This window comes from Caballeronia sp. LZ019 (assembly GCF_031450825.1).
Lineage (GTDB): Bacteria > Pseudomonadota > Gammaproteobacteria > Burkholderiales > Burkholderiaceae > Caballeronia.
Window position 1 is genome coordinate 51,583 of sequence record NZ_JARTVZ010000004.1, and the last position, 24,960, is coordinate 76,542.

A 24,960-nucleotide genomic window follows, 5' to 3' on the forward strand; every position below is an offset into this window, starting at 1 on the left:
CCGAGGCGCAGCGTGCGAGCGCGATCATACCCATGTCGCGATTTTCCAGATGACCACGACATACGCCGCGAACGCCAGGGCCCATCTGGAATGCTCCCATCCGCGTCCGGCCAGATCAAGCAGAACGGCTCCGATGGCCAGCAGAACGGCGACGACCATGAACGAGATCAACGGCGCGCTGCGTCCCAATCCGACGACGAACGAACTGCGTTCGTCGAGCAGGTCGCATGACTTGGGCGCTTGCCCATCGAGAATGAACTGGGCTATCACGTCCCAGTGTTCTTCCTTCAGCGCGGCGCCGTGGGTGCCCTTGACGTAGTGATCTTCCCGCAGCCTCGGACCCGGGTGGTCCTGTATGGTGCTGTCCGGCTTTGCCAAATATTCCTGCGCATTGTCCTGCTTCGCCTGTGCGAAGCCGTCATGACCGGCGCTCCCGAGATCTTGCCAGCCGAGCATTTGAAACGTACGTGGAAAGGTCGCCACAACCCAGTCCGCACTCGCGACAAAGTTCAGTACAGCGCGCACGCGTCCGGCACGAATCAACCCGTCCCAGTCATACTGCGTGCGAACGACGCTGCCGGCGAAGGCGACGTGCTTGAACCTTACGCAGGGATACGTTTCGAGCGCGCGAGCGAGCATGTACGTGCCGTGACTGTGACCGACGTAAGAAAACCGGGCGTTCGGGTAAGTCGCCTTGTTCTCAGCGTAACGATCCATCAACCATTCGACCCGTTTGCGGCGCACATTGGGCAAAAGAAAGGGCAGCATGGCGAAGTAACCGTAACTCGACGTTTCTGTCTTGACGAAACAGGGCGCGCCTGCGCGCGACCGGCCAGCGCCGGGGTGCGCTCGTTCGTCCCGCTGCTGCTCGCGGAGGCGCGCGAGCGTGATGACGCGGCGCGCGATTTTCTGCGTCCAGTAACCTTCGTCTCTAATGCCATGAATCACGAACACGACGTCAGTGACCGTTTCGTTGACAACCGGCGAGCCGTCGTCGCCAGGAAGAATGGAGCATCGGCCGAGACGGTCCGCATCCATCGTCAGTGCGTCCGTAAGTACAGCGGCGCGCGCGCGACCCGCGTCGCTCTGATCCATTTCGATCACGCTTCGATGTCCGGAATGCGGTACGTCGAGATAATAGAAGTCGTGCCCCGCGACGAGATCGATATTGTCCTCGGGTGAAACGATATCGTCGATCGAGCCGAGTAATTGTATGACCATCGGCGATGATCCACCGGCTCTATTACGGTGCATCGACATCCATTGCAGGCGCAGCATCGTCAAGAACGGCGCGCCACGGTGTACTCGGAACACGAGGGGCGTCTTTCTTCCGAGTGTCAGCCCCATGATGAGGTTGCCGATCACAACGCCCATTCCCCATTGAATCAGCCTGTGAGGCATCACTTGCGCAGACAGATGCCAGCCGCGATTCATGCCCGCTAGTAATAGGATGCGCTCGACATGTTTCGCCCATGCTTTGGGTGCATCATATTTGGACGCTTCGAGATCCTCTGCAGCGCAGTCGCCGCATGCATAGACATAGGCCTTGCGCGCAATCAGCGACCCGAAGCTGTATCCGATAATGACAACGTTCCCGGGGGCCGGAATGCTGGCGTATTTCCTTTCGATGACCTCGCTCAGTCGATGCGCGATCTGACACGGATCGTCGAACGAAACCATCGAGAAGTCCAACTGGGGGACGAAGATACGTGGTTCGCTCTTGCCCCGCTGCTTCCACGCCTTGCTGACCACGTTGGCGACGGGTTCCATTCTCTCGGCCCGACCGCCCATACCGTGGATGATCACGACGAGGTCTTGCAGATTAGCGGCCTGGTTCATTGCGTAGAGCGCCTGCACGGTTGACTGGCGCACCGCGATCCCGGCGCACCTAAGATCTCGCTTCGCAATCCTGAGCGCCAGTTACCCGATTCGCACGCGCTCGAGCCGGTCCACCAAAGGTGGTTGCGCCGAATTGAGATACGGCAGCTTTCGACCACATGCTCGACTCGCCACTCCTGAGTGAGCGAGTGCGACCCGGCCATGGTTACGACCAGGAAGCACAGCAGCACCGCACGCGCTTGCGCGACCTCGCTGGTATCTGCTCCAGCCATTCGGCGAATTGTTCCTTCGGTTGCCTCCTCGTACCTTCGCTTCTTGACGACGCCGCGAGGCGCTTCCACGCCTCGTTCGTGGCAAGTACAGACATGGACGCGAAATCAACGCTAATTCCAGCACGGCTTCGCGGAGTCAAGCATATATGTCTATGCCTGGAAGTTCTGGATGACGATGGCCGCGAGGCCCTTTCCCTTACCATAGACAACGTGACTATATGTACCGTCGCAAATCGTTTGACTGAGCCCAAGTTGGCTCATATGAACGCCGGGAGTAGCTGGTTTGCCCTTTTCCTGATCGAGGGCCCCCTCTGCGTGGGCAACTTGCGCCGGGATCGCCGTAAACTCTGCCGTCTGCAAGAACGGTCAACGGTTAACAGGTCACACTGCTTTCTCCAGATGGTCAGTTCGATTTTTCGGACCCGGTCGAAGAAAGGCCTCCGTAGTTGTCCGAGCATGAACAGTCGATCAGTCGATCGGCACGCTGTCGGCTTCCTACGATGACCTCGCTCCGAGGCGTTGTACATCCGGCGTGTTCATCCGCTCAGGATTGACGATCGCGTCATTTTGATCAAGGCCACGACGAAGTCAAGCAAATTGGGATTATTGAGGTCGGAGTGCCCTGTCATAATTGACCTGTCCGTCTCGATGTTCCGAACGGGATAAGACGCATATTTGCTGCTGCAAACATAGAGCACGCTTTGCTCGCCGAAGAGTCTTGGCCAAGCCCCCGCAGCGTTATTGACGTTCCCCGGAGGCGTTGCATCGAAGTGATGCAGATAATGCGTAAGGTACGGCTTCATGTGTCCGATGGTCTCGAGCGTAGCGTCATGCTGCTCCTTGCCATCCTTTTTTTCCAGGAAAGTACTGAAGAACCGGCCGAGCGGAAAAAAGTTCCTGTCGCAACATCGGCACCGGTCGTGACCATGACCATGAGAGCGGCTCTATATTGCTTGGGCTTGTAGGTTGCCACCGAACGAAAAAGTGGCTGGAAGCGGACAGCCTCGATGGCTTGGTTGATCAGCAGTACCATGTCGTCGAACCTTTCGACATGTGAGGGCCCTTTCTCGCCGCCATCCACCTCGCCATCTATGATCGAACTCAGGACCGCTGGCGCGATAGCCTCATACAGAATCAATCCTCCAAAACTATGTCCTATTAGGACAGAAACGACCTGACACCCCATCGAGGCCTCCACGCGATCGCATTTGCGTCCGGGTACATTGTTTTCTCTTTTCTCGTAGGCGTTCAGATACGCGACCACCTCGTGGATGGCACCCTTGCTGACTTTGTCGGCAGTGCCCTTCCGATCATAAAACGTCAGAACGGATTTAAGTCCATCCGGAACATTGAGAGAGTCGCCGCGCCACCCGAGATATACACCGACCACACGCCTGTGGGTGCCCGCCTCTTCTTCGAGGGCCGCCGTATTCTCCAATACCTGCCGAAATAGTCTGACATGGGCATCGTCGGTCGATGCATTGTGTTTCCATCCGTGGACGAAAGTGATGATCAATAACCGTTGATTCTTCTTGCTCTGATCATTCAGAAAGGATTTCAAATTTCCGAACTCTTTCGCCGAATCTCTCGAACTTGCTTGCATGGTGTTCAGGATGGGATCGTCCGTTTTCTGCAGTTATTCGCCCAGCCCTGATCGTCGAACTCCGCGAAAAGCAGATCGTAGTGGGTTGCGCGTTCCCGCACGTATTTCTCGCATGCAGATTGGACGGTGCCGTACTCGTCGGGGTCGCATATGCCCTGAGATTCTGCCGCCGCAGTCAAGCGGTATGGCTCGGTCTGAACGCAGCCAGAGATTTCGACAAAGAGCGCGAAAACAAACAAGGCCGCGCATGCTCTCTGAACGGCCTCCAGTGATAGCGCATCGAAGCCCACCCCACCAAAAATCATCATCGGTTTACCTAAGTGTCGAAGAATCTTTGTATGATGTCCTTGCCGACATGCAACCCTCTGTACATACAGGAAGCTAACGAAATCCTGCTGCAGGTGAAATCGAGACACGGTCAAATGGTCTCTGGCCTGTGCCAACGAACAATGAAGCTCGGTAAAAGCACAGCCGAAAGCCATACGAAGCCGATGAGGAAAAGGATGAGAAAGATCGGCTCGAACATTTTGAGCGTAATCACGCGCTCTATGGCTGCATTCCGTTCGGTAACCGCGATCAAGGCGGCGAGCATGGCGGCGTTTCCCGCGCAACCAATCACGGCAACGAGAGGTACGAGGTAAGAAAAGGTCTTTTGAAGCCATCTCGCCGGCCCCTTAACCGCAAGCGATGGAGACGCCTGGGTGTACGCGGTCGCGACCGCGCCTGCGCATAACAGAATCACGAGGTTATCGTAGAATAGCTTGGCAAGCGTCAGGCCGAAAAGTAACTTCGAGGCGGAACTCTGATTGATGAGGACGAGAGGGGACGTTTTGCAGCTATCGAAAACCTGGCACATGAACCACGGCGCCATTCTGAAAAAGGCTATGTCGATCATCCAAGATACGAGCAGGCACACAATCGACAAGAGAAAAAAGACCGCAGCGAAGTCGATCAGGCTCCCTTCGCGCGGAGCCGGTTTTTCGATTCGCCAAGTCGCGGGCAAGAGAGCATGGATCATGCAACTCGCGAACGTCGGTGCTTCGTCCTGCCTCTTTGATAGCTGGATTTTTGGCGGGCACTTCTCCACGCGCTGGAAGTGTCTCAGATAGTCTTTGTCCTTCAGGCACTTGTCCGTAATGAACAGGCCCAGTCGCCGGTAGCTCTCAAACTGACTTTCGTCGAAGAACTGATCTGCCGTGCTTTGCTGGGGAAACGACGCGTTCTCGGCCGCGTAATGAAGTAAGTTGACGGGCTCGTCGCGCGCTGTGCTCAGCGTGGGCTTGATGACGATGAGCGCCCCGTCTTCGCCGGGATCTTCGGGTACGTAACAAATTCTGCCGATGCAAAACCCGGACTGATTGAGGGGCGACGTGCTTTGATTCAACGAGGTATCGCCGGGAAACGTGATCTCCACGCCGAGATCGATGCGGCATTTACGTATCGTGTCGCCCAGATCGCGGAAGGCGCGTGTCGGATCCGCACCGGCATCGATCGCGAGAATCACCTTACAGCGACGGCGGACGAGTTCATACACGCCCAGGTTGTCGAAATGGCCGCCGTCGGAAAGATAAACGTAGCGACTCGTTTCCCTGCTGATCCCAAGCAACTCGGTCAACAAGGCGATCAGACCAACGCGAGGACTCGGCCGCATGAAATCGGCCTCCGCGGGATTGGAGCTCCAGCGGCCCAGCCTGACATTGAACATTGTAAGGACGAAAGCACGCGCCGGCTTGCTTGCATAACCCATATTGGGGCTGACCGCCGCGCCAGACGTTGCTAGGGCCATCCCGAGCTTGAAACCGCGTTCTTCGCGGTCGGCCGTAGCGTACACATCGGTGCGACGATAGCTCGGTGTATCCCAAACGTCGAAGGCGTCGATCGATGTCGAGTCACCTTGAGTGCGCGCCAACGAATAACCACAGTGCAGTGGTGAAAAAGTGAACGATGCCGCCTTGCGCTCCTGCCAGGCTAGGTTTTTACCCTGCGTAATATTCAAGGTCGTGTTGAAAAGATGAAGCGGGCGCTGAACGACGCGCTTTCCATCGTTGACGTAGGCGAGGTCTTTCAATGCAATGTCATCCCGGTCGTCGAGACCGGTGAATGGCTGCTCATTGCGCGATCGACCATTGCTCGCTCCGAGATAGCAACGCACAAGCCGGTTTTTGTACATGTTGTGCAGCGAAAACTTGTTTATATCCACACGCCATCCGAAAAGCAGCGTGATCAGCGCTATCACGATCAGCGAGATCACAGGTATGCTCGCGCCAACGGGCGGTATAGACGTTGCGTTCAGCATCCCAAGGGCGCTCGCATGCGCTTCAATACGCGCCATGAAGGAGGTGTCGCTCATCGGTGCGCCCAGCGAAACTCCATGGGCCTGCAACGCCTGCAGCAAGCACCATTGCGTGCCGGCGGCGACGAGAAACAACAGCCCGGCAATGAAGACCACGGCGGCGGTATTCATCACCCGCTCGACGTTCAGCTGGAGCCGAGGCGAACCCGATTGAGGCTTGCGAACATAAAGCGCCGCCAGTAGTGCGCCAATCCAGCCGGTGCCGATCAATGAGATCCACCCGCCGATTTTCGATTCCAGCCATAGAAAGGCCGGAAGGGCGTAGGTAGCGAGCAGGAACCACAGCACCCAGATGGCGGCGAGCGTGAGTAGCCACGCATTAAGGCGGCTCCACCACTCGCGACTCTGTTCGAAGAAGCGTCTGCCCACGATCCCGATGAAAACCGTACTGCTTCCGCAGATCGCAACGAGCATGCAGGGCGGGCCCCAAGTGGCCATCGCGATGAGCTTCGTCGCCTGCTCGTGCGTGGGAGGAGACGAGGTCGGATCGACCAGATAGAGCGTGGCGAGGAAAACGAACAGGGCCGCGATAGTCGCGAGGATATAGATCGGTATGTCATTGGCGGCGCGTCTCAGCCCGCGTTTGCTCCATAGCTGCGGCTTCGCTTCGCCTTTGCTGGTGTTGGATTGCGCGGTCCGGCCAGTTTGGGACTGAAACACGACATAGGCGCCGAGCAAAACAAGAAGCGCGACTGAGATAACGATTGCCCCGTCGACGTAGTCCCGCAGCGTCTTCGCATTCCCGCTCAGTAGCCATACCGGCCCCATGATCGCGCCCAGCATGCCGGGCATGACCACGGTCCACCCAACCCCGGCGGTCGTAAGCAGCCAGTTCCGGCGCCTTTGCACACTCAGCGTTTGTTGCCACAGGTTGTAGGCGATACCGAGCAAGAACACGAAGCCCCACCATACCGCTGCGAAGCCGAACTCCAGCCGGTGGCTCACCGCACTTTTGTGAAACGAAAGCAAGAGGTATGGAGCAAGAAACATGCAGCAAAGGAATCCTAGCAGAACGATTAGGTTCAGAAGGAAATTACGAAGCCACGTCGTGAGCAGGGTAAGTGAGTCGAGGGAGAACAAACCCGAACGCGGGGCGAGATAACTGGAATATCGGCGCAGCCACGTCACTTCCGGTGGCTCGTCGGAGACGGGAACACTCTTTGCCGATCGTTTCGTATTCTCGCAACGCCCGAGTTCCTTCTGCACGTCCTCGAGTCCTTGCCGGTGTATCCAGGCGCTCAGCCAACTGCCAATGTATCCACCGCCCGACACCGTGGAGAGATAGTCGAACGATTCGAGGCGGCGATTACGCGCCAGCGATTGCAACACGCCAAGGCTGAAAGTGGCGCTGCGGATGCCGCCTCCTGATAGCGCCAATCCGATGCGCGAGCCGCTTCGTTTGGCCGGCGTCTCGCCGTCGCAGGAGAGCGCTTCATCGATTGCTTTCAACTCGTCCTCGATAACCTGTTCGAGGCTCAGGGGGGAACTGTCGTTCATGGACTCTTACTCCGTTATTCCCTTGAGCAAGCATGAGTCAGCCTAAAGGAACCTGGATGCGGCCATACGCACGATCTCGACGTGATCGACCGGGCGACATTGTGCCGCTATGGCCAGACCGGCCCTTAACATGCCAGCGTCGATCAGACGTTCCGCCACGAGTGCGCGCGCTCTGGATTGCTGCGCCGGGTCGTCGATGAGGGCTGCGCGCTTATCGATCTCGCAAAGTCTCGCAAAGCGTTGCGACGCGCTCAGCGACGCCTTTTCGGCATCGAACTCGCCCAAGGAAATAAACACGGCAGTAATGCGTTCCCAGCGGCCTGCGTCTTCCGGATGGTTTAGATAGAGCAGCGCTCGTGGAGGCGTGGCGGGTACGCCCGCATTGACTAGTCCGGTGCGCACATTCGTCAGCAGCAGGAGCTTGTCATTCAGGCTGTCCATGGCTTCGGGCAGCTTGCTCCACCAGCGTATGGCTGCTTCCGTGTTGCCCAGCGACGCCCATGCAAGGGCGCGCTCCCGCGCACTGTTGTCGTCGGCGGTCTGGACGATATTGCCGACCGTGTACCGTTCGGGTTGCATGGTCTCGATCGATTGCATGATCGGACGTGCTTCGTCGGGCGCGCCGATGTCGATGAAAGCCCTGGCATAGCGCACATGATGAATTGCAAGCCCTTCACTTGGAACACGGGGAAAGCCAGGAAATGCAGCGTGCTCCGCGCGCAGCAGCAATATCGCCTCGCTCTGGCGGTCGCGTGCCGCCAGTAGCCGCGCGACACCGCAGGCGGCCTGGACCCGCGCTGTCGCATCGCGAATGGCCCGCAGACCGGCCGGTAGATTCACGTCCTCTTGACAGGCCACACGCTGAACGAGAAGCGCGCCTCGAGCCTCGGCAGTCACCGCCACGGGCTCGACAACATTCGTGCGGCACGTGTCCGCCATCAATTGCGGCAAGGGCATGTCGCCACGCGCAGCGACGGCGGTCTCATTGAACCATGCCACCGCATCGTCGATGCGGTGCGTCGCAACGAGGCCGAACATGACTGCGGCTGCGAGAGTGTGTTGTTCGCCAGCTTCGTCGCCGAAACGATCCAGTAACTGACGTGCTGCCTCCGTCATGCCGGCCGTTCCGAGAGCACGGGCCATTGCGATGTCCCCGCGCGACGGCCCGGGAGATTCCGGTCCCAGCACGCCGAGAGCGAGCGCGGGCTTGGTGTTCTGCTCGACGGCCACAGTCGTCACGGCGCGTTGTGCCTCGATAACCCGGCCGCCTATGGCGAGCCCCGAGATCAGCGAGGCTTCCGCGATCTTGCGATCGTCGGCAAGCTGAAGCTGCGAAGTCAGGAGTCGGGCGCTCGCGATATCGCCGCGTAACGCGAGTTCGGTTATCAGTTGATACGGGATTTCGGGGTCTTCAAAGGTAGCGCCGATAAATGGTGCGCGCACGAGCGCGTTCGACACGATGCTGCGAGGCTGAGTTGCTCCGAGGAGCGCACGCAGCTCGACACTGGCGAGTCCTGCGGCAACACACAGGAGCACGGTCGAGACAAGAGAGAGTGGCCAGAACTTGCGCCGAAGCGTGACCGTTGCCGCAGGTCCGCGCACGGCGGGTAGTGTTGCACCGGTCAACGCATCGCGCAAAGCAACACGCACGTCGGCGTCTAAGAAATAACTCGTATGAACTAGACTTTCGACCGCGTTAGCGTGTTGCGCCGTGTTACGGAGGGAGTCCACGGACGAGCCCTGGAAGGCAATGCCGTACAACGCAAGCCTCAGCCGGGCGGCAACTCGGGCGAGCCGCTCGTTGGCCCGCTTCGTTATCTGGTCGGAGACAGATCGCGGAAGGCTTCCATCCGGTGCGACCTCGTCGGGAGCGGTCAGGACTTCCCTGAGACGAAGGCCGCCCAGATCGTTTCCTTGTGACCGTCTCGAGAGCTGCGACCATATAAATTGGTCGCCGAGCGGCGCGATGATAAAGTTGTACGGCGCCGCCCACCATCCCTGAGCACGCATCATCAAGCGTCCTTCGAATGCTCTCGTACTGGCAAGACCGTTGATGGCTTCGTCCTCGCTCGAATAGAAACAGGTGTAGCGCGGTTGAAGCGCACGAAAGACATCTTTACGTTGTCTGATGAGGGCTATTTCGCGAGTCTGTGATATGGCTACAGCGACCAGACGCTGGCAGCCGAAGGCAAGCAACCCTACGAGGACGAAAAGCGAGATCAGCAAACTGATCGTTTCCCGCAGCTGCGGGTTCAGCGTGAACTCATGCCACAACGGTACGATGACGGAGTTGAAAAGAGGCAGAAGCGCAATGGCGCTCGCGAGCTCCACGAAAAGAACTGCCATCCAGCGTAAGAGACTGCCGTCGGGTCCATAGCGCAAGAACGGTGTACCGACCGTCACCCAGCGTTTTAGTCCAGGCAAGCCGGGCCGCGCCAAGTGGGCGAGCACCAGCGCATCGAAGAGAACGGACCCGCCATGACTATGTCCGATTAGGCTGTATCGAGCGCCATCCCGCTCAAATTCGATGATGATATCGGCAAGCCGTCTCGCAGCCTTTCGGCGTTCACGTTCGCTATTCAGGCCCGACCACGTAAAGACGCGCGTGACGGGCTGGACTTCGTGCAGCGAACCGAGCATTTTGCCGAAAGCCGTATGAAAATCGCTATTGCGTTGCCACCAGGTCGTTCCTTCTATCGCTTCCTTGAACGCGAACGTGCCATGGATAAGCAGAACAGTCGTAGGCGGTGCATGAGGCTGGTTCATCGACGCACCCCGTCAAGCCGGTTCAAGTAATTCACTTCTGCTCATTTTTTCCAATGAGAGTAACGGTGCTCCGGCCGCCATTGCAGCGCATGCCTCGTTGACGTCCAGGCGATATCGCTCGATCTTGTGCGGCTCAAAGGAACCTGCTAGAAACTGAACCCAGCGCTTGAGACCCTCGAGATATGAGTGAAACGCGGGTGCGTCGATATACGGGTCGCCGCGTGTATCGAATCCATTGATGTGATCAACATAGCCGAAAGCGCGCGGTGGGACGGAAGCGAAGATTGCGCTAGGCCGGCGGATCTGGCCGGGGAGGTGCCGGACACGGACGTCTAGTGTTGACACTTCGGTGTAGCGAGGTGCCCGGAAAAGGCAAAGCTCACAATCTAGCCATACACGCTGCATGATTACGGCTATTGCGCTGCCCAGCGAATTCCCGGTAAAGACGAGCCGACCCAAGTCTTGAAATGCGTCTCCCCACATGACATTCCTGGTCCTTGACTGCATGCTGACCGCCTCCTCCGCGAACGCTGCGCGCATCCCCGTCATGCCGTATTGCACGGTACTTCGAACGATGTGTGAGCGCAGATTGATGTTCCAGTCGAAGAGGAAGCGCGTTCCACGAAGGCCGATGAGCACCGCACGACTGATCCTGGCGCCGACGGCTGTCGCACCATGATCGGCCACCGCAAAGCTCGGCACCTCCGCCAGTCCGACAAGTGTCATTACATCCGTTGGATACCCGTGAACGACGATTGCTCGATAGGCGTCGCGAGGAAAGAGCTCCACGCGCTTGTGCGGATCGATCTCCCACTTGGGCACGTGATAGTAAGGCCGTTCGGCGAAGAGTGAGCGAACGTAGCTCAGCGTCGAGTTCGTGAGAGCGGTGTCGACCGGCTGGGATCGGGCAAGGGCGAGCATCTCGTCAAAAGCGTATTGGTACATGGTCTCCCTCTTATTTCATTACGCCGCGAGACGAAGGAATTTGTGCTTGTGTCCGATACCGTTTAGTAGATCTGGGTTCATTGAAGTACACGCAATACAAAAATCCAAGGAGACGCCAGCATTTAAACGAAATCGCATCATAGCCGTCGGTAAAATATCCATGTTCGACGCAGACCTGGCAATACTCAAAGATAGATGGGGTACTGGTCGGACGTTCAAGGCGATTGAGCCCAACGTATATCTTCACTTCCCGCCGAGCGTCGCGCCGTGCCAAGCAACAGATGTGGTTTTGTGCCCTTCCCCAGCGCGTCCGCTGGATGCCTAGAGACGCTGTGAAGCAATAGGTGTCGTTTCCATGCGCACCCACTTCGTACGGGAATCGTCGGTCTGCGTATCGAAGCGTCGCCATGATTGCCGGCTGAGCCGCATAGTCGCCGCCCAACACATGCTTCTGATGACGACAGCGCGGGTGTCGTTTCCCGACCCCGAAGCCGCCATCCGGACTATCATTAACTCAACGTTCGCTATCTGTTGTACAACAGCCATTCGGCTAGGTATCTTTATGCGGCGTATTCGAACAGAGAGTGCGTGAGGCGACTGGTTGAACTTCAGCTCGGAGCGTCATGCGCTGGCGAGCGGCAAGAAATGAGCCGACCAGTCAACTGACTTATTCGTAATGCTAGTAAGCTTGGACATAGACGGCCACGGCCACAGGTGGACATGTGTCTGACCTAGGAGACGGTCGATGCGGAAAAATCTGCGACCATCGATAGCATCGGGACCTGCAAAACTCGCTAGCTCAAAGTGAGCACAGCCGGATCAAGGGCGCATTCGGTCAACTCGTTCAACGTACCTTTCCATTCGGTGGTCGGATATGCCTAAAACCGTGGGAAGCCCCTTTCTAGAGCGCAATGAAAGATTGCCTTTGTTCGGTACCTGGATCAGGTTAGGAATCGCGTTCAGACATCGCTCGTCTGCCGAGTCAACGTAACCGAGAATGGTTGGTGGAAGCGTCGGCACTGCGTCGAGTTCATTGAAGATGTGGTATGGCTGAGGGAACGCGACCTTAGCGTTCGTATCGCCGTACCGAGGCATTCCAAACGTGTAGCAGGAGGTAGCGGATGGAATTGAGACTCTCCGCATTATTCAGTAACGGTGCCTGAAGAGATCGTATTGCTCGAGGCGCGCATAGAAAATTGCCGCCATCGCGCCACCGAGGGAATGCCCTGTTACATAAATGGGCACATTTGGCTCAATAAATGCAACGACTTTCTCTACTACTTCGTCAGCACAGTCCAACACTGCATCTAAGAAACCGCAATGAACTTTTGTCGCCGTAGGGCCAAGCGCATATCTGACTTTTCGCGCGTCAAGGTCGGCTTTGAAGTCGGAAAAGGAAAGTGTAGTCCCACGAAAAGAGATAAAGATGACGCGTCGAAGCTTCGAGATCGTAACAAGAACGCGATTACGAGTTACAACCGCTATCGGAACGTCTCCGTCTAACTGTCGAACGCTACTTTGCCTCTTCTCCATTTCCCATTCAGATACATGTCCCTGATATCGATCAGACGGGATGACTTTCGCCCGCTTCGATTTCTTCAGTTCGAATAGCGGTACTTCTTCGTACGCCAAGGCCGAGAACACACTGGAAATCTAGGCTTTTTCCCACGTGAAGTTGTTTACTTCCCAATCGACGATCTGATCGACGAGGTGCTGTGCTTCGCGAAAGTGATCGATGAAATCCATGAGAGCATTCTCAGATAGGTGTTCTTTTAGGCTTGTACCTTATCATGCTTTGACAATAGGCGCGGCCCTCGTCACCAATAGCAAGAGGCATCCCAATGGTTGAGCGGGTAACGGACCGCTTTGGCCAACTCGGAATCTCGGAGTGCATCAGTCGCTTGAGTGCCCGATGTTTCCGCAAGTGAGCGGCACGAGCTGGCCGGACGTTTTCCGGAACGCAAGGGAGCCTGGCGCGACAACGTGTTCGTCAAAGGGGGAGCGAAGCGTCGAATATGAGGAGGTGTACCTGAAGGCATATGAATCGGTGAATCGGTCAGTCACACCCGGCACCCGACCACGCGCTCCGTTAGTCCGTCTGTTCGATTCCCGACATCGTGACGAAAAATCAACTCAACGTATGTCCTCATGCCGAGCCTAAAAAACTTTACTACCTTCATTACAGTTGGTGATTAACTCTGGAACCCAAATACTGAGCTCCAACTCGCGCGGGTTTTCGGGTCGACATTGTCCGGCAGGCGGATTTTGCAATTGTCCAAAGAATGTCCTAATCATTGTGGAACCCTCGGAGACATCCGACCACACCCTCGCCGTTTATCCGCCAGTACGTCGGATCGACATCCGCAGAAATCGTTTGTGCACCCGCGGTTTGGCTCTATACAGTTTGAAATAGAACAAGACAGGCGGAACCGTGCCACCACAATCATGTTCCTGAACTGGGCGGAGGTGGTGAAGCTTTCCATACCGCAACTGGAATCCTTCCGAATTGCTATCGATATGAACGAGAACGATTCCGGATTCGGTGGTTCAGTCGCGCCGGTTTGTCCCGCTCTTCGATAAGTATGGCTTCAACCGTCACGAGACGGAAATAAACATTGCCAGTCGCCTCCTACCTCGGAGTGAGAATGTCTCAAGCTGCGAATGGATTTTCACGGCTTCAGTCCGTCAACAGAGACGCCAAGCGTGTTGCCGCTGTCATGATAGTGGCCCTAGGCATCGGCGCTTTCTCTGTTGCGGCAGGCACGCCCGATTGGAAGACTGCATGGGTAGGCCTATTATGGGCTATCGCGTGCAGTGCAGGTGCATGGTTCCTGGGTTTTCTGTTCGGCATTCGGCGGTCGTTGTCCTCCGATCCGGCTCGTACCGCATTGCCTGGGGCACAATCCTCCGCTCTTCCAATGGATCGGTCCAAGACACGGCAGCGGGCGAAAGCAACACGCAACCAATTGTCTGCGATGAAGCAGAGCACCGCGCAACCGAGCACGGTTCGATCACTGTTCTCAACGTCAACGCCGGGGCGAATCGGGCCACAACAAAGCAAACCACCTTCAAATTTTGGAGTCAGCCGGACAATGCAGCGGTCGAAGTGGCCTACCGCCGTCAACACCAATCTCGAGCAGATATCGAATTGGATCACCAAAATCATCGTCGGAGTGACACTTGTCGAGAGCAAAGAACTTATTAAACGGCTAGAGGGCTGCAGGACATGTCATCGGTCAATCGCTCGGCAGCACGTATCCGGATTCATTTGTCATGGCCCTGTTGAGTTACTTCTTCCACCTCCGGCCTCGTCGGCAGCTATCTTCTGACGCGGCTTTTTCTGCAGCGCGCATTCAATGATGCATCCATGTCAGGTCGTTGAACGAACGTGAATGAAGCACGCATCTCGCAACACTTCTCGCATCTTCTACGCACACTGCTCAGCACGTTCGAAGGCTACGCAATGAACCAGGCCGCTAATCTGCAAGACCTCGTCGTGATCATCCACGGTATGGGCGGTCGGGCCGAGAGAATGGAACCCGTCGCCAACGTGGTCAGCAAGGCGTGGAAGCAGCGGGGCAAGAGCGAACCACGTATCTTCGTCCCCCAGTTGGACTTCTCGATGGTTTCGTTCGACGATCCGTGTCAGATCGCGCATCGACTGAGCGAGGTCATCGAAAGGAAATACGCCAGCATTCCGGCCCCCGGGAACGTTGTCATTATCGGATACAGCTTCGGGTCGCTGATTGCGCGCAAGGCCTATGTCTATGCATGCGGCGACTGCGCTGCAGAGGATCTCGAAGCGTCCAAATATGATGCACCCAAAGCATGGGCGAAACATGTCGAGCGCATCCTATTACTAGCGGGCATGAATCGCGGCTGGCATCTGTCTGCGCAAGTGATGCCTCACAGGCTGATTCAATGGGGAATGGGCGTTGTGATCGGCAACCTCATCATGGGGCTGACACTCGGAAGAAAGACGCCCCTCGTGTTCCGAGTACACCGTGGCGCGCCGTTCTTGACGATGCTGCGCCTGCAATGGATGTCGATGCACCGTAATAGAGCCGGTGGATCATCGCCGATGGTCATACAATTACTCGGCTCGATCGACGATATCGTTTCACCCGAGGACAATATCGATCTCGTCGCGGGGCACGACTTCTATTATCTCGACGTACCGCATTCCGGACATCGAAGCGTGATCGAAATGGATCAGAGCGACGCGGGTCGCGCGCGCGCCGCTGTACTTACGGACGCACTGACGATGGATGCGGACCGTCTCGGCCGATGCTCCATTCTTCCTGGCGACGACGGCTCGCCGGTTGTGAACGAAACGGTCACTGACGTCGTGTTCGTGATTCATGGCATTAGAGACGAAGGTTACTGGACGCAGAAAATCGCGCGCCGCGTCATCACGCTCGCGCGCCTCCGCGAGCAGCAGCGGGACGAACGAGCGCACCCCGGCGCTGGCCGGTCGCGCGCAGGCGCGCCCTGTTTCGTCAAGACAGAAACGTCGAGTTACGGTTACTTCGCCATGCTGCCCTTTCTTTTGCCCAATGTGCGCCGCAAACGGGTCGAATGGTTGATGGATCGTTACGCTGAGAACAAGGCGACTTACCCGAACGCCCGGTTTTCTTACGTCGGTCACAGTCACGGCACGTACATGCTCGCTCGCGCGCTCGAAACGTATCCCTGCGTAAGGTTCAAGCACGTCGCCTTCGCCGGCAGCGTCGTTCGCACGCAGTATGACTGGGACGGGTTGATTCGTGCCGGACGCGTGCGCGCTGTACTGAACTTTGTCGCGAGTGCGGACTGGGTTGTGGCGACCTTTCCACGTACGTTTCAAATGCTCGGCTGGCAAGATCTCGGGAGCGCCGGTCATGACGGCTTCGCACAGGCGAAGCAGGACAATGCGCAGGAATATTTGGCAAAGCCGGACAGCACCATACAGGACCACCCGGGTCCGAGGCTGCGGGAAGATCACTACGTCAAGGGCACCCACGGCGCCGCGCTGAAGGAAGAACACTGGGACGTGATAGCCCAGTTCATTCTCGATGGGCAAGCGCCCAAGTCATGCGACCTGCTCGACGAACGCAGTTCGTTCGTCGTCGGATTGGGACGCAGCGCGCCGTTGATCTCGTTCATGGTCGTCGCCGTTCTGCTGGCCATCGGAGCCGTTCTGCTTGATCTGGCCGGACGCGGATGGGAGCATTCCAGATGGGCCCTGGCGTTCGCGGCGTATGTCGTGGTCATCTGGAAAATCGCGACATGGGTATGATCGCGCTCGCACGCCCGATGTAGTTGTGTGCGCCTTCGACACGCAAAGTGAACCGGGCATCAAGGGCGCGTTGCGCCTAATCGTTCGCGTGTGGTCTCAACCTGAGCTCGCGCGGAGGGTTCTGTCAACAACGCAGAACCCCCTTGCTCACATGCTCATAGCGACTTGAGAAACGAGATGGACGGCGCGAAGAAGTACTCGCCGCCGCGCATCGTGACGAAACCTGAGAAGCTTTCGTCGGGCGTTCCGTCGCTCAGTTCTTTGCCGTATATCTTCGTCCACTTCTGGCCGGATGGTTCGCTCGGCTGACCGATCACCGGATCGATGCCCACACCCGGATTTCGGAACGAAGAGTTATTGACCCACGAGCGTTGCGTGAATTCGAACTGTTTTTCGAGGTCGCTTTGATACGCCATAAACAGCAAGCCGACGCCTCCCTCCGGCTTGTTGTCCAGGCGATTGTCGTTGGGTTTGTCGTCGCGTCTGCCGTACGGAATGCCGCGCCGCGCCATCAGGTGTGTCTTGGAGTCGGGTGTATCGCTGCGCGGATTGGACTTACGGATGTGCGCGGCGAATGGGCAACGCAGGCCGGCTGTATCGCCATTCGGTTGCTGCTCGTAATTGAAGTTGTTGGTCACCGGGTGGCCCGCGAGAACGGAATCGTTCTCGTCGTTCGTGCGCGTATAGGGCACGCCATTTTCGAAACGGCCTACCACCGCAGCGCCTGCATCGATTGAATCTTTCGGTCGGCCGTACTTGGCTTCCAGTAGTCTCGACAACTCGTCTTCCCGCGTCTTGAAACCTTTAACGTTTTGTTCTAGCTTGCGGAACACAAAGTAGCTGCCGCAACTCACGTCATGCTTCCCGCCAGGGCATGGCAACAACAATTGCGATAGTGGAATGGTCGGATCCCAAACGAGCGGCACGCCTGCCTCGGCCTGTTCCTTCTGAACCTGTTCGACTAGCGCTAGCGGCTGACTGCGGCCATCGACGTACCCGAAGTGCTCGATGCCGACCTTTGCGTCGTTGCGCAGTACGTTACCGTCTTCCGCATGATCGCGGTTGAGCAACACGATCGCGCCACCCGTTGCGTCGATGCTATCGATCATGGCGTTACGCTCGTCGTCACGCGCGGTTTCGTCGTCGTTCGCGATCAGGATCATCGCGTGGATTTCTCCTGAAAATGTGAGGTCCCACGCCGATGCAGGCGGATCATTAAGATTTCGGGTTTTCATTCCCGCGACAAAAGCGGCGTCGTCCGGTTTTGCTTTCCGCACGCCGAGCGCATCATAGCCGGCTGCCGTCAGCATTACTGCGACGAACGTGCCGCCGTCCTTGTTCTGTGTTTGGTAAGCGCGCGCCTTGAACAGCTGATCCAGCGCGGAGCCGATTCTCTGCGCCACATGCGCGAGGAATGCTCGCGCTTCATGCCGCTTTGCCGCATTGAACCGGATAAATAGATTACTGGTGTGTTCGCGGCCGTGCCCGTCGAGAATATTTCCCTGCAAGTCATTGAGCATGGTCAGTTGCTCGGCCGCTTCGGGCGTGGACGCAGCATGCGCCGACGTCCATGAAAGCGGCTGCGCGAGCCACGCAAGCTGATTGTTGAGAACAATAGACATAAGACCTCCGTAAGTGATGATGGAAGCGTTTCAGCGCGGTCCCGGTAATGCGTGGCGGGCTGCGCTGGCCAGGGTGCAGTGAGAGGACGGCGTTGGAATGAGTGACGCGTGTTACAAAAACGTTCTATATACAGCTTTCATGCTTTCGCCCCCACGCGTTTTTATGCATGTGAGATGGTCCCCGACAAGATCTTCTATGGTTCCGGTAGGGCCTCGATACACCTTAGGACACGACATCATTGCTATCCGCCAATGTTTATGATTCGTACGCCTTGATGGGTGGGTGCCCATGAAAGCAGGCGAACATTGCTTGGGACGAGCCGCATCCGCGCTGCGGCCTAAGCTAGCAAGGCGACATGTGATAATTGCGCGCCCGCTGGCATCACTCACACGCCTTTCTCAGCGCGAGATCTAGACAGCACGCTTATCTGCGCCGCGAACTGTCCGTTCGCGTTCCTTCAGTCAGTGACGCTCGCGTTGTACCCGCCAGGCGCACGTAGTTCGGGTCGTCTCTGAAGAGATCGCAGCGACCAGTCAATGTCGGCCTTCGCCGGCGCGCCATCGGCCTATGCGGTTATTGGAGAGGCCAGTGTCGGACGTTAGCAATCAGCAGAATGGTGGGCAGCGGGTGTAACGGCCTCGTGCACCGGGGCGGCCGATTCGTGCATCGGCATCCGCGCGGTCGGGATGACTGGCGCTTCATTGTCAAGAACTCGCCGTCAGCGAACACGTCGAGACAACGTCTTGCCACTCGCTCGCTAGCCGTAGGAGCGGCGACTCGAGCCACGAATTTGGCCTGCTTCATGACATTGGAGTTGGCAGTGCGATGAAGCGTCGAGCCGATAGTGGAGCCGCAGGGCAGATCGGCTGCATTGTCGTTGCACTCGGGCGCGGTCGCCGCACCGCGGCAAATGCAGATGAAGAAGGCCGCTGTTGGTTCGTCATTTCTTCCCTCATTCGATGTGCGTCGGACGTAGTTCAGTCGCAAGACGATGAAAACAAAGTAGGAAGCCTGCCGGGAGGCATCGAATCTGCCTGAAAGTATGCTTTTCAGTTGCAAGCGCGCTCGTTCTTCGCTCGCTTCGCTTTTGCAAGACGTTTTCTAATGCTGGATTTTCAAAGCCGCGCGAGCTCAATCGTTCTCCTCACGAAGATCGGGTGCAACGTGTGGAGCTTTTGATTTGCGTTCCCTTACTCACTGCATCTCTGAGCAGTCGCTGATGACGCCGGCTTTGCAGAAGATATTTTGGTCCGCGCGACGCAGGTGCCACCCGTTGCATCGGCTGCATGTGATTTTGTTTTTCAGCCTTCGCAATCTCGAGGGGGCCATGAACTCAGCAATGCACACGCCGGCGGCAGAATTTACCGATACGCCTAGCGATCAGTTGCGCAAGCCGCTGAAGACCATCGTCGCGATCCAAGGCATCGGAGATCGTTGCGCAGCAGCACCGTGCGCACTGTCGTGCGGCAATCCGCAGAGCGCCACGACCCACCGCTCGCGCTCATGCCGCTCGGGTACTTCGACGTGCCAGATGCGGGCCATGTCGAAGTGCATTAGCTCGACATCCCGAAGCCTGAAGGTAAGCAGCCAGAACCGGCTCACGCGCCAATCAAGCTCATCCGAGTGTAACAACAGCCGTCAACTGGAACTTAAGTCGCAACGCACCGTGCAAACGAGTTGACGACGCATCACCACAAAGGAGCGAATAATGAATGCCTGCCGCCTGCTTCTGCTTCCTCTTGTTTCGCTGTTCGCGCTCAGTGCATGCAAATCCGTCGTCGGGCCTCAGACGGTCAACAAGTCCGTGGGCGATACACAGGCCGTCGGGTCCACTGCAGATATGCGTTTCATCCTCGCGCGACCAAAAACGGACGGCGACTTGCTTCGCTCGAACGCCGGCCAAGAATCTCTGCAGAACTCGGGGCAGGACGCCGCCGCGAGCCAGTTCAATGTCTGCGCCGAGCCGAGTCCGGACGTCGCGAAGGCCATTTCTCAGGCTATTACAGAGAACGCCGAAGCGACTATACAAGGCATCAAGGCGCTGGGAGGCACCGGATCGGTAAACGCGAAACAGGCGTTGTCGCTGCAGCAGAACTCAGCCGTCGCGGAACTGGGACGTCGGCTCGCGACGACGCAATTGCTCCGCGATGGGCTCTATCGCCTTTGCGAGGCGTTCTCGAACGGCGCGATCTCCAAGTATGAATACGCGCTCGTGCTGAGCCGCTACGGCGACACGATGGTGACGCTGCTCGCCATCGAAGCGGTGTCGGGTATCTCGGCGAGTCAGACCGCCGCATCGATCGAATCAGTCGTGGTGCCGCCCAAGGACGACACCCTGAACAAGACGCAGCCGAAGGACGGCGGCGACGGGCACAAGTCAGACGACAAGAACACAACCGACGCTTCAGCGAAGGACGTCAAGGCTGCACGGTTCACCGATGCTTCGCCCGGATCGGTCAATGCGCTTGCGGGTGGCATGATGAAAGTCGCGGCGCGCACGGAGGGCGCATCGATGCCCCAGACCGCAGCGGTCGATAAGTCGGCGCCGGATGGCAATGCGAAGACTGTCAACACGGCCGCGTCGCTCAACAACGACACTGCGCAGGCCGTCGTGATGCTGCAAAAAGCTTATCTCGAGCAATCGCGCTATGCGCCGCTCCTCGCGCTGTGCACGGCGGCGCTGAGCGATTCGATGCACGGGCCAAACGCAATCGCGGACATCTGCAAGGCCAACATGAACAGACTCCTGCAGTACATTCTCAACGGACGCGCGCCGTCCCGTTAGTGAACCGACCCGCTGACCGCCGATGAACGGATGCGCGTTGGCGGAAATGTCTAGCGCGACGCGGACAGAGTTGTTCCGGCAGCGAGCGCGAGGCAACGGCCCACATACAGCCGCTTGACAGCCCCGGTGCGCCGGCCACCAACGGCCGGGCAATAGCCGCGCAGACTCGCTTCGTCGCGTTTGCGTCGGGCTGCGCGAGCGCATCCGCGCTAACCGTACTGCTGCGAGGTCGGAGGCCCGTGGGATAAAGAGTCTCGCGCCGGGCTGGCGATACCTGCGCAGAGTGCGGTAATCGCACTAACGGCGGGTTGACCGAAAGCTGCTCGCGCCTTCTTTAGGGGCGAGCGATCAAACGAATTGTTGCCACCAGTTGACCGTCAAACTGCGTGCGCCCCTTCTTGCGTTCTAGCGGTATAGGGCGGCCGCAAGGCCACGACCCACAAGCGCGGAAATTACACCGCTATTGGACGACTTCTAACCGACGCAATTATTTGTTCGCCGGCGCAGATTCCGGCGGCGAACGTGCCGCAGCAATCTACAGCCTCATCGGCACCGCGAAACTCAATGGCATTGACCCTGAGGCATATCTGCGCTCCGTGCTTACGCACTGCCGACCACCCAATAAACCGCATCGACGAACTTCAATACGGTGTCCAGGCCACGCTTACGTCTTTCCGAGATTGACGAGGCGACATTGTCGCCCGACACCTTTCTGCCTTGCGCGCGGTGCCCTTACGTCCGAACCCATAGAGCGCAAGACTTGCCCCGGCGCCTTGTCTGGGCCGCCGTCGAGTTTCAACTCGAACACCACGAGGTCATCCGCGGAGTCGATGAACACTAGGCGAGTGGGCCGACCGCCGTTTGATACTCCACTCCGTCGCGGCCCTCCTCGTCGATGTAGAGGCGTGACGACCCCTTCCTGGGGCGGTCGGCGGGTTCTTAGCTAGGAAGTCCGCAAGGTGCGCTTCCATGGCGAACAGGCCGGAAACCGTACAGATCGCGGCTTCCGTCAATCGACTTGGTGATTTCCCCTCAAAGCCACCGCTTGCACCGCGGAGTTCCTGAGTCGATCATGCTTCCACGGCCGATGTGTCGTCGTTGGCCGTCGCGGCCCCAGGGATTCCCGTTGTTGTTAACGTGGGTATTGTGAATCGCCCCGGGTTTTGAGGAGGCACCAATTCGCGAGAGAATGGTGTCATGAACAAGACGAACAAGTTTTCACCTGAGATGCGCGAGCGCGCGGTGCGCATGGTGCAGGAGCATCGAGGCGAATATCCGTCGCTGTGGGCTGCGGTTGAATCCATCGCGCCAAAGATTGGCTGTGTGTCACAAACGCTGCTGGATTGGGTCAAACGCGACGAAATTGACAAGGGCCAACGCGAGGGCTTGTCCAGCGATGAGCGCGAGCGTTTGAAAGCGCTGGAACGCGAAGTCAAAGAACTGCGCCGCGCCAACGATATTCTCAAGACGGCCAGCGCGTTTTTCGCGCAGGCGGAGCTCGACCGCCGACTGAAGTCGTGAAGGCGTATATCGACCGCTACCGCGATGCATACGGGGTCGAGCCCATCTGCAAAGTCCTGCAGATTGCCCCGTCGTGCTACAGACGTCATGCAGCCCGGCAACGCAATCCTGCGTTGCGAAGCGAGCGGGCGCAACGCGACGATGCGCTTATCGTTGATATTGAGCGCGTCTGGCACGCCAATTGGCGAGTCTATGGTGCCGACAAGGTCTGGAAGCAGATGAACCGCGAAGGTATCCGAGTGGCGCGCTGTACGGTCGAGCGCCTGATGAAGCGCCTTGGATTGCGCGGCGCACGGCGTGGCAAGACCTTACGCACCACTATGCCGGACACATCGGCGCCTTGCCCGCTTGACCGGGTTCAGCGCGTGTTCAGGGCTGAGCGCCCGAACCAGTTATGGGTATCAGACTTCACCTATGTGTCTACCTGGCAGGGATGGGTGTACGTGGCGTTCGTCATCGATGTCTTTGCACGGCGCATCGTGGGTTGGCGATTGAGCCGCAGCATGCGTACGGACTTTGTGCTGGATGCATTGGAGCAGGCGCTTTATGACCGCCGGCCTGCTTCGTCAGACGCTTTGATTCACCACTCCGACAGGGGCTCGCAGTATGTTTCCATCCGGTACACGGAGCGTCTAGCCGAGGCAGGCATTGAGCCGTCCGTTGGCAGCCGTGGCGACAGTTACGACAATGCGCTAGCCGAGACCATCAATGGTTTGTACAAGACCGAGCTGGTTCATCGCCGGGCTCCATGGAAATCCCGCGAATCGCTGGAGCTCGCCACATTGCAATGGGTGCACTGGTTCAACCATATCCGCTTGCTTGAACCCATCGGATACGTTCCGCCGGCAGAGGCCGAAGAAAACTACTGGCGTAAAATCGCCAGCGAGTCCAAGGAAGCTGTTTTAACTTAAACCAACCTGCCTCCTCGATACCCGGGGCGATTCAGGGGCGCAGCGGATGAATCTCGAACCAGCACCTTATTACCCGTCGCAAGCTCCGCCGACCCACCGGGCGCGCTGATGGAGCCATCGTTTTCTACGAGGGCGGGCGAGATGAGCAACACATCGCCGCCCGTCGAGTTGATCTTTCCAAGATTGATAACGGAACCGCGACCCTTGCCCGCGAAAGTAAGATCGCCTCCCGCCATGAATGCGTCGTTATTAACATCGAGGGCGGATGCGACGAAACGCCCACCGGTGGTCACGACGCCGTTCGAGCCGATCACTACTCCTTGCGGATTAACGAGATAGAAACTGCCGGTCGCCTTAAGACTGCCGTCAATGACTGAGCGATCGGTGCCTGTGACCCGGGACAACGTAGCGCCAGTGCCGTTGTTGACGTTCACCGTATGGCCGTTGCCGATCGAGAAGCTCTTCCAGTCGATGATCCCGCGCGTCGAGCTCTGGTTAATCGTCAGCGACGATCCTTTTGCACCGATGGACCCGCTGCCCGCGACGAACTGGCCACCTTGAGGGAGCGGCGGTGCGGCATGAGCGCCTGTCGCGCAGAGACCCACCACGAGCGGTACGAGCAGCGAAAGCGGTCAACGAGACACGTGAGTGACCGACAAAAACGGTCGCGAGAAACCGATGCAACGCTGGTGCAAGCTGCGCATTGAACCCTCCGGACATAGCGTAGTTGTTTATTACTTTTTGTCGGACGAACGTTTGCTACACCGCTTGAGCTGCCGGAAAGAGTTGGTAAGCTCTGCGCCCTTGCGCGGATAGTAATCGCTTACTTGTGAGCCGTTATGTGGGCCGCCGCACACACGTCGGGATGAGACCCCGCGACTTCTATCGACTCTCAAGCGGCCAGTCGTCCGATATTCTCCGTCGGTCTATCGGTCCTCGACAACCGCAATGAAAAGGACAGTCCTCGGGTGGCTCCTCATGGTCGGCACATTCATAGCCGGGTGCTCCTACGCTGCGACTTTGATGTCGCGCGACTCCGGGAGAACATTCTCGGGCCTCACGAAGGGCAAAATGGGAAAGGGGACGATGACCGTCAACATTGACGACGTTGTCTATACCGGACCGGCCGTTCGCGTTGGCTCAAACGACACTCTCGGGTTTGTCTCGACATATGGATTCAACAATCGGGGCGTTTCGACGAGTGCTTCCGCGGACAGCTATTCGATCGGCGACAAGTTCGTGACGGCCCTTCTCTCTTCTCAGAACGGGCACGGGCTACGGTGCGACCTTCGCGGTAATGGAAGGACTGGAGGCGGAATCTGTGTCAACGAGGGCGGAAAAGTCTACGACGTGTTGCTCGTGCGCGAGTGATCGGTCCATTCCTAGCGAAGGCTTACATACGTCCTGCGCCGCCGCCCTATGGTCCTGCGCCGCCCTAACGCCCACGCTCTCTGTCCGAACTGCCACCGGGAGAGACACTTTGGGGCAGGTTACGCCGACAAAGGAATCTAGCTCACAAGACGCTAAGCGAAAGCTTGTCAACGGCACTCTGGAATTGATACAGGTT

13 protein-coding genes, 2 pseudogenes and 1 other annotated feature are annotated in these 24,960 nt (G+C 57.9%); of the genes and pseudogenes, 6 read left to right on the forward strand and 9 right to left on the reverse strand.

Annotation, left to right across the window (positions count from 1 at the left end; translation table 11 throughout):
• Nucleotides 1-24: 24 nt before the first annotated feature.
• The 7 genes and pseudogenes from P9255_RS12070 to P9255_RS27295 all read right to left on the reverse strand — a co-directional run bounded on the left by P9255_RS12070 (nt 25) and on the right by P9255_RS27295 (nt 12,808).
• Nucleotides 25-1,839 carry a hypothetical protein gene (locus P9255_RS12070; protein ID WP_309789568.1) on the reverse strand — a complete coding sequence of 605 codons (1,815 nt, stop codon included), beginning with the start codon at nt 1,837-1,839 and terminating at the stop codon, nt 25-27.
• 1,071 nt (nt 1,840-2,910) lie between these two features.
• Nucleotides 2,911-3,714: an alpha/beta hydrolase gene (locus P9255_RS12075; RefSeq protein WP_309789569.1), complete on the reverse strand. Its 804-nt coding sequence runs from the start codon at nt 3,712-3,714 to the stop codon at nt 2,911-2,913.
• A 5-nt stretch (nt 3,715-3,719) separates the two neighbouring features.
• Complete coding sequence (locus P9255_RS12080) at nt 3,720-4,022, reverse strand: hypothetical protein (protein ID WP_309789570.1); 303 nt, start codon at nt 4,020-4,022, stop codon at nt 3,720-3,722.
• A gap of 110 nt (nt 4,023-4,132) precedes the next feature.
• Complete coding sequence (locus tag P9255_RS12085; protein ID WP_309789571.1) at nt 4,133-7,564, reverse strand: patatin-like phospholipase family protein; 3,432 nt, start codon at nt 7,562-7,564, stop codon at nt 4,133-4,135.
• A gap of 42 nt (nt 7,565-7,606) precedes the next feature.
• A complete protein-coding gene (locus tag P9255_RS12090; protein ID WP_309789572.1) occupies nt 7,607-10,330 on the reverse strand; it encodes a hypothetical protein in 2,724 nt (907 codons plus the stop codon).
• Between the two features lie 12 nt (nt 10,331-10,342).
• The gene (locus tag P9255_RS12095) at nt 10,343-11,275 is read right to left on the reverse strand and encodes a hypothetical protein (protein WP_309789573.1); all 933 of its coding nucleotides are present in this window, start codon (nt 11,273-11,275) and stop codon (nt 10,343-10,345) included.
• Between the two features lie 819 nt (nt 11,276-12,094).
• Nucleotides 12,095-12,808: pseudogene (locus P9255_RS27295) on the reverse strand (lipase family protein).
• Nucleotides 12,809-14,663: 1,855 nt separating this feature from the next.
• Between P9255_RS27295 and P9255_RS12105 the strand changes: the two are divergent.
• A complete protein-coding gene (locus P9255_RS12105) occupies nt 14,664-16,553 on the forward strand; it encodes a hypothetical protein (protein ID WP_309789575.1) in 1,890 nt (629 codons plus the stop codon).
• Between the two features lie 155 nt (nt 16,554-16,708).
• On the opposite strand, the gene P9255_RS12110 is transcribed toward P9255_RS12105, so the two are convergent.
• Nucleotides 16,709-18,175 carry a Dyp-type peroxidase gene (locus P9255_RS12110; protein ID WP_309789576.1) on the reverse strand — a complete coding sequence of 489 codons (1,467 nt, stop codon included), beginning with the start codon at nt 18,173-18,175 and terminating at the stop codon, nt 16,709-16,711.
• 1,328 nt (nt 18,176-19,503) lie between these two features.
• On the opposite strand from P9255_RS12110, the gene P9255_RS12115 reads away from it, so the two are divergent.
• The 4 genes and pseudogenes from P9255_RS12115 to P9255_RS12130 all read left to right on the forward strand — a co-directional run bounded on the left by P9255_RS12115 (nt 19,504) and on the right by P9255_RS12130 (nt 23,393).
• Entirely contained in the window at nt 19,504-19,857 is a 354-nt protein-coding gene (locus P9255_RS12115; RefSeq protein ID WP_309789577.1) for a hypothetical protein, read from the forward strand.
• Nucleotides 19,858-19,884: 27 nt separating this feature from the next.
• Nucleotides 19,885-20,961, forward strand: a complete 1,077-nt coding sequence (locus tag P9255_RS12120) for a hypothetical protein (RefSeq protein ID WP_309789578.1) — start codon at nt 19,885-19,887, stop codon at nt 20,959-20,961.
• A gap of 479 nt (nt 20,962-21,440) precedes the next feature.
• Nucleotides 21,441-21,645 (forward strand): annotated as a pseudogene (locus tag P9255_RS12125) (transposase domain-containing protein); the annotation flags it as partial.
• A 513-nt stretch (nt 21,646-22,158) separates the two neighbouring features.
• Nucleotides 22,159-23,393 (forward strand): IS3 family transposase gene (locus P9255_RS12130; RefSeq protein ID WP_309789579.1). Its coding sequence is split into 2 segments (ribosomal slippage): nt 22,159-22,447 and nt 22,447-23,393, totalling 1,236 coding nucleotides; the frame shifts between segments, so codons are not numbered across the junction.
• Nucleotides 22,437-22,553: a sequence feature (AL1L pseudoknot), on the forward strand. (Overlaps the previous gene by 117 nt.)
• Here the strand turns inward: P9255_RS12130 and P9255_RS12135 are convergent.
• Entirely contained in the window at nt 23,390-24,001 is a 612-nt protein-coding gene (locus tag P9255_RS12135; RefSeq protein WP_309789580.1) for a filamentous hemagglutinin N-terminal domain-containing protein, read from the reverse strand. The genes P9255_RS12130 and P9255_RS12135 overlap by 4 nt on opposite strands.
• 340 nt (nt 24,002-24,341) lie before the next feature.
• Between P9255_RS12135 and P9255_RS12140 the strand changes: the two genes are divergently transcribed.
• Nucleotides 24,342-24,764 carry a hypothetical protein gene (locus tag P9255_RS12140; RefSeq protein WP_309789581.1) on the forward strand — a complete coding sequence of 141 codons (423 nt, stop codon included), beginning with the start codon at nt 24,342-24,344 and terminating at the stop codon, nt 24,762-24,764.
• Nucleotides 24,765-24,960 lie beyond the last annotated feature (196 nt).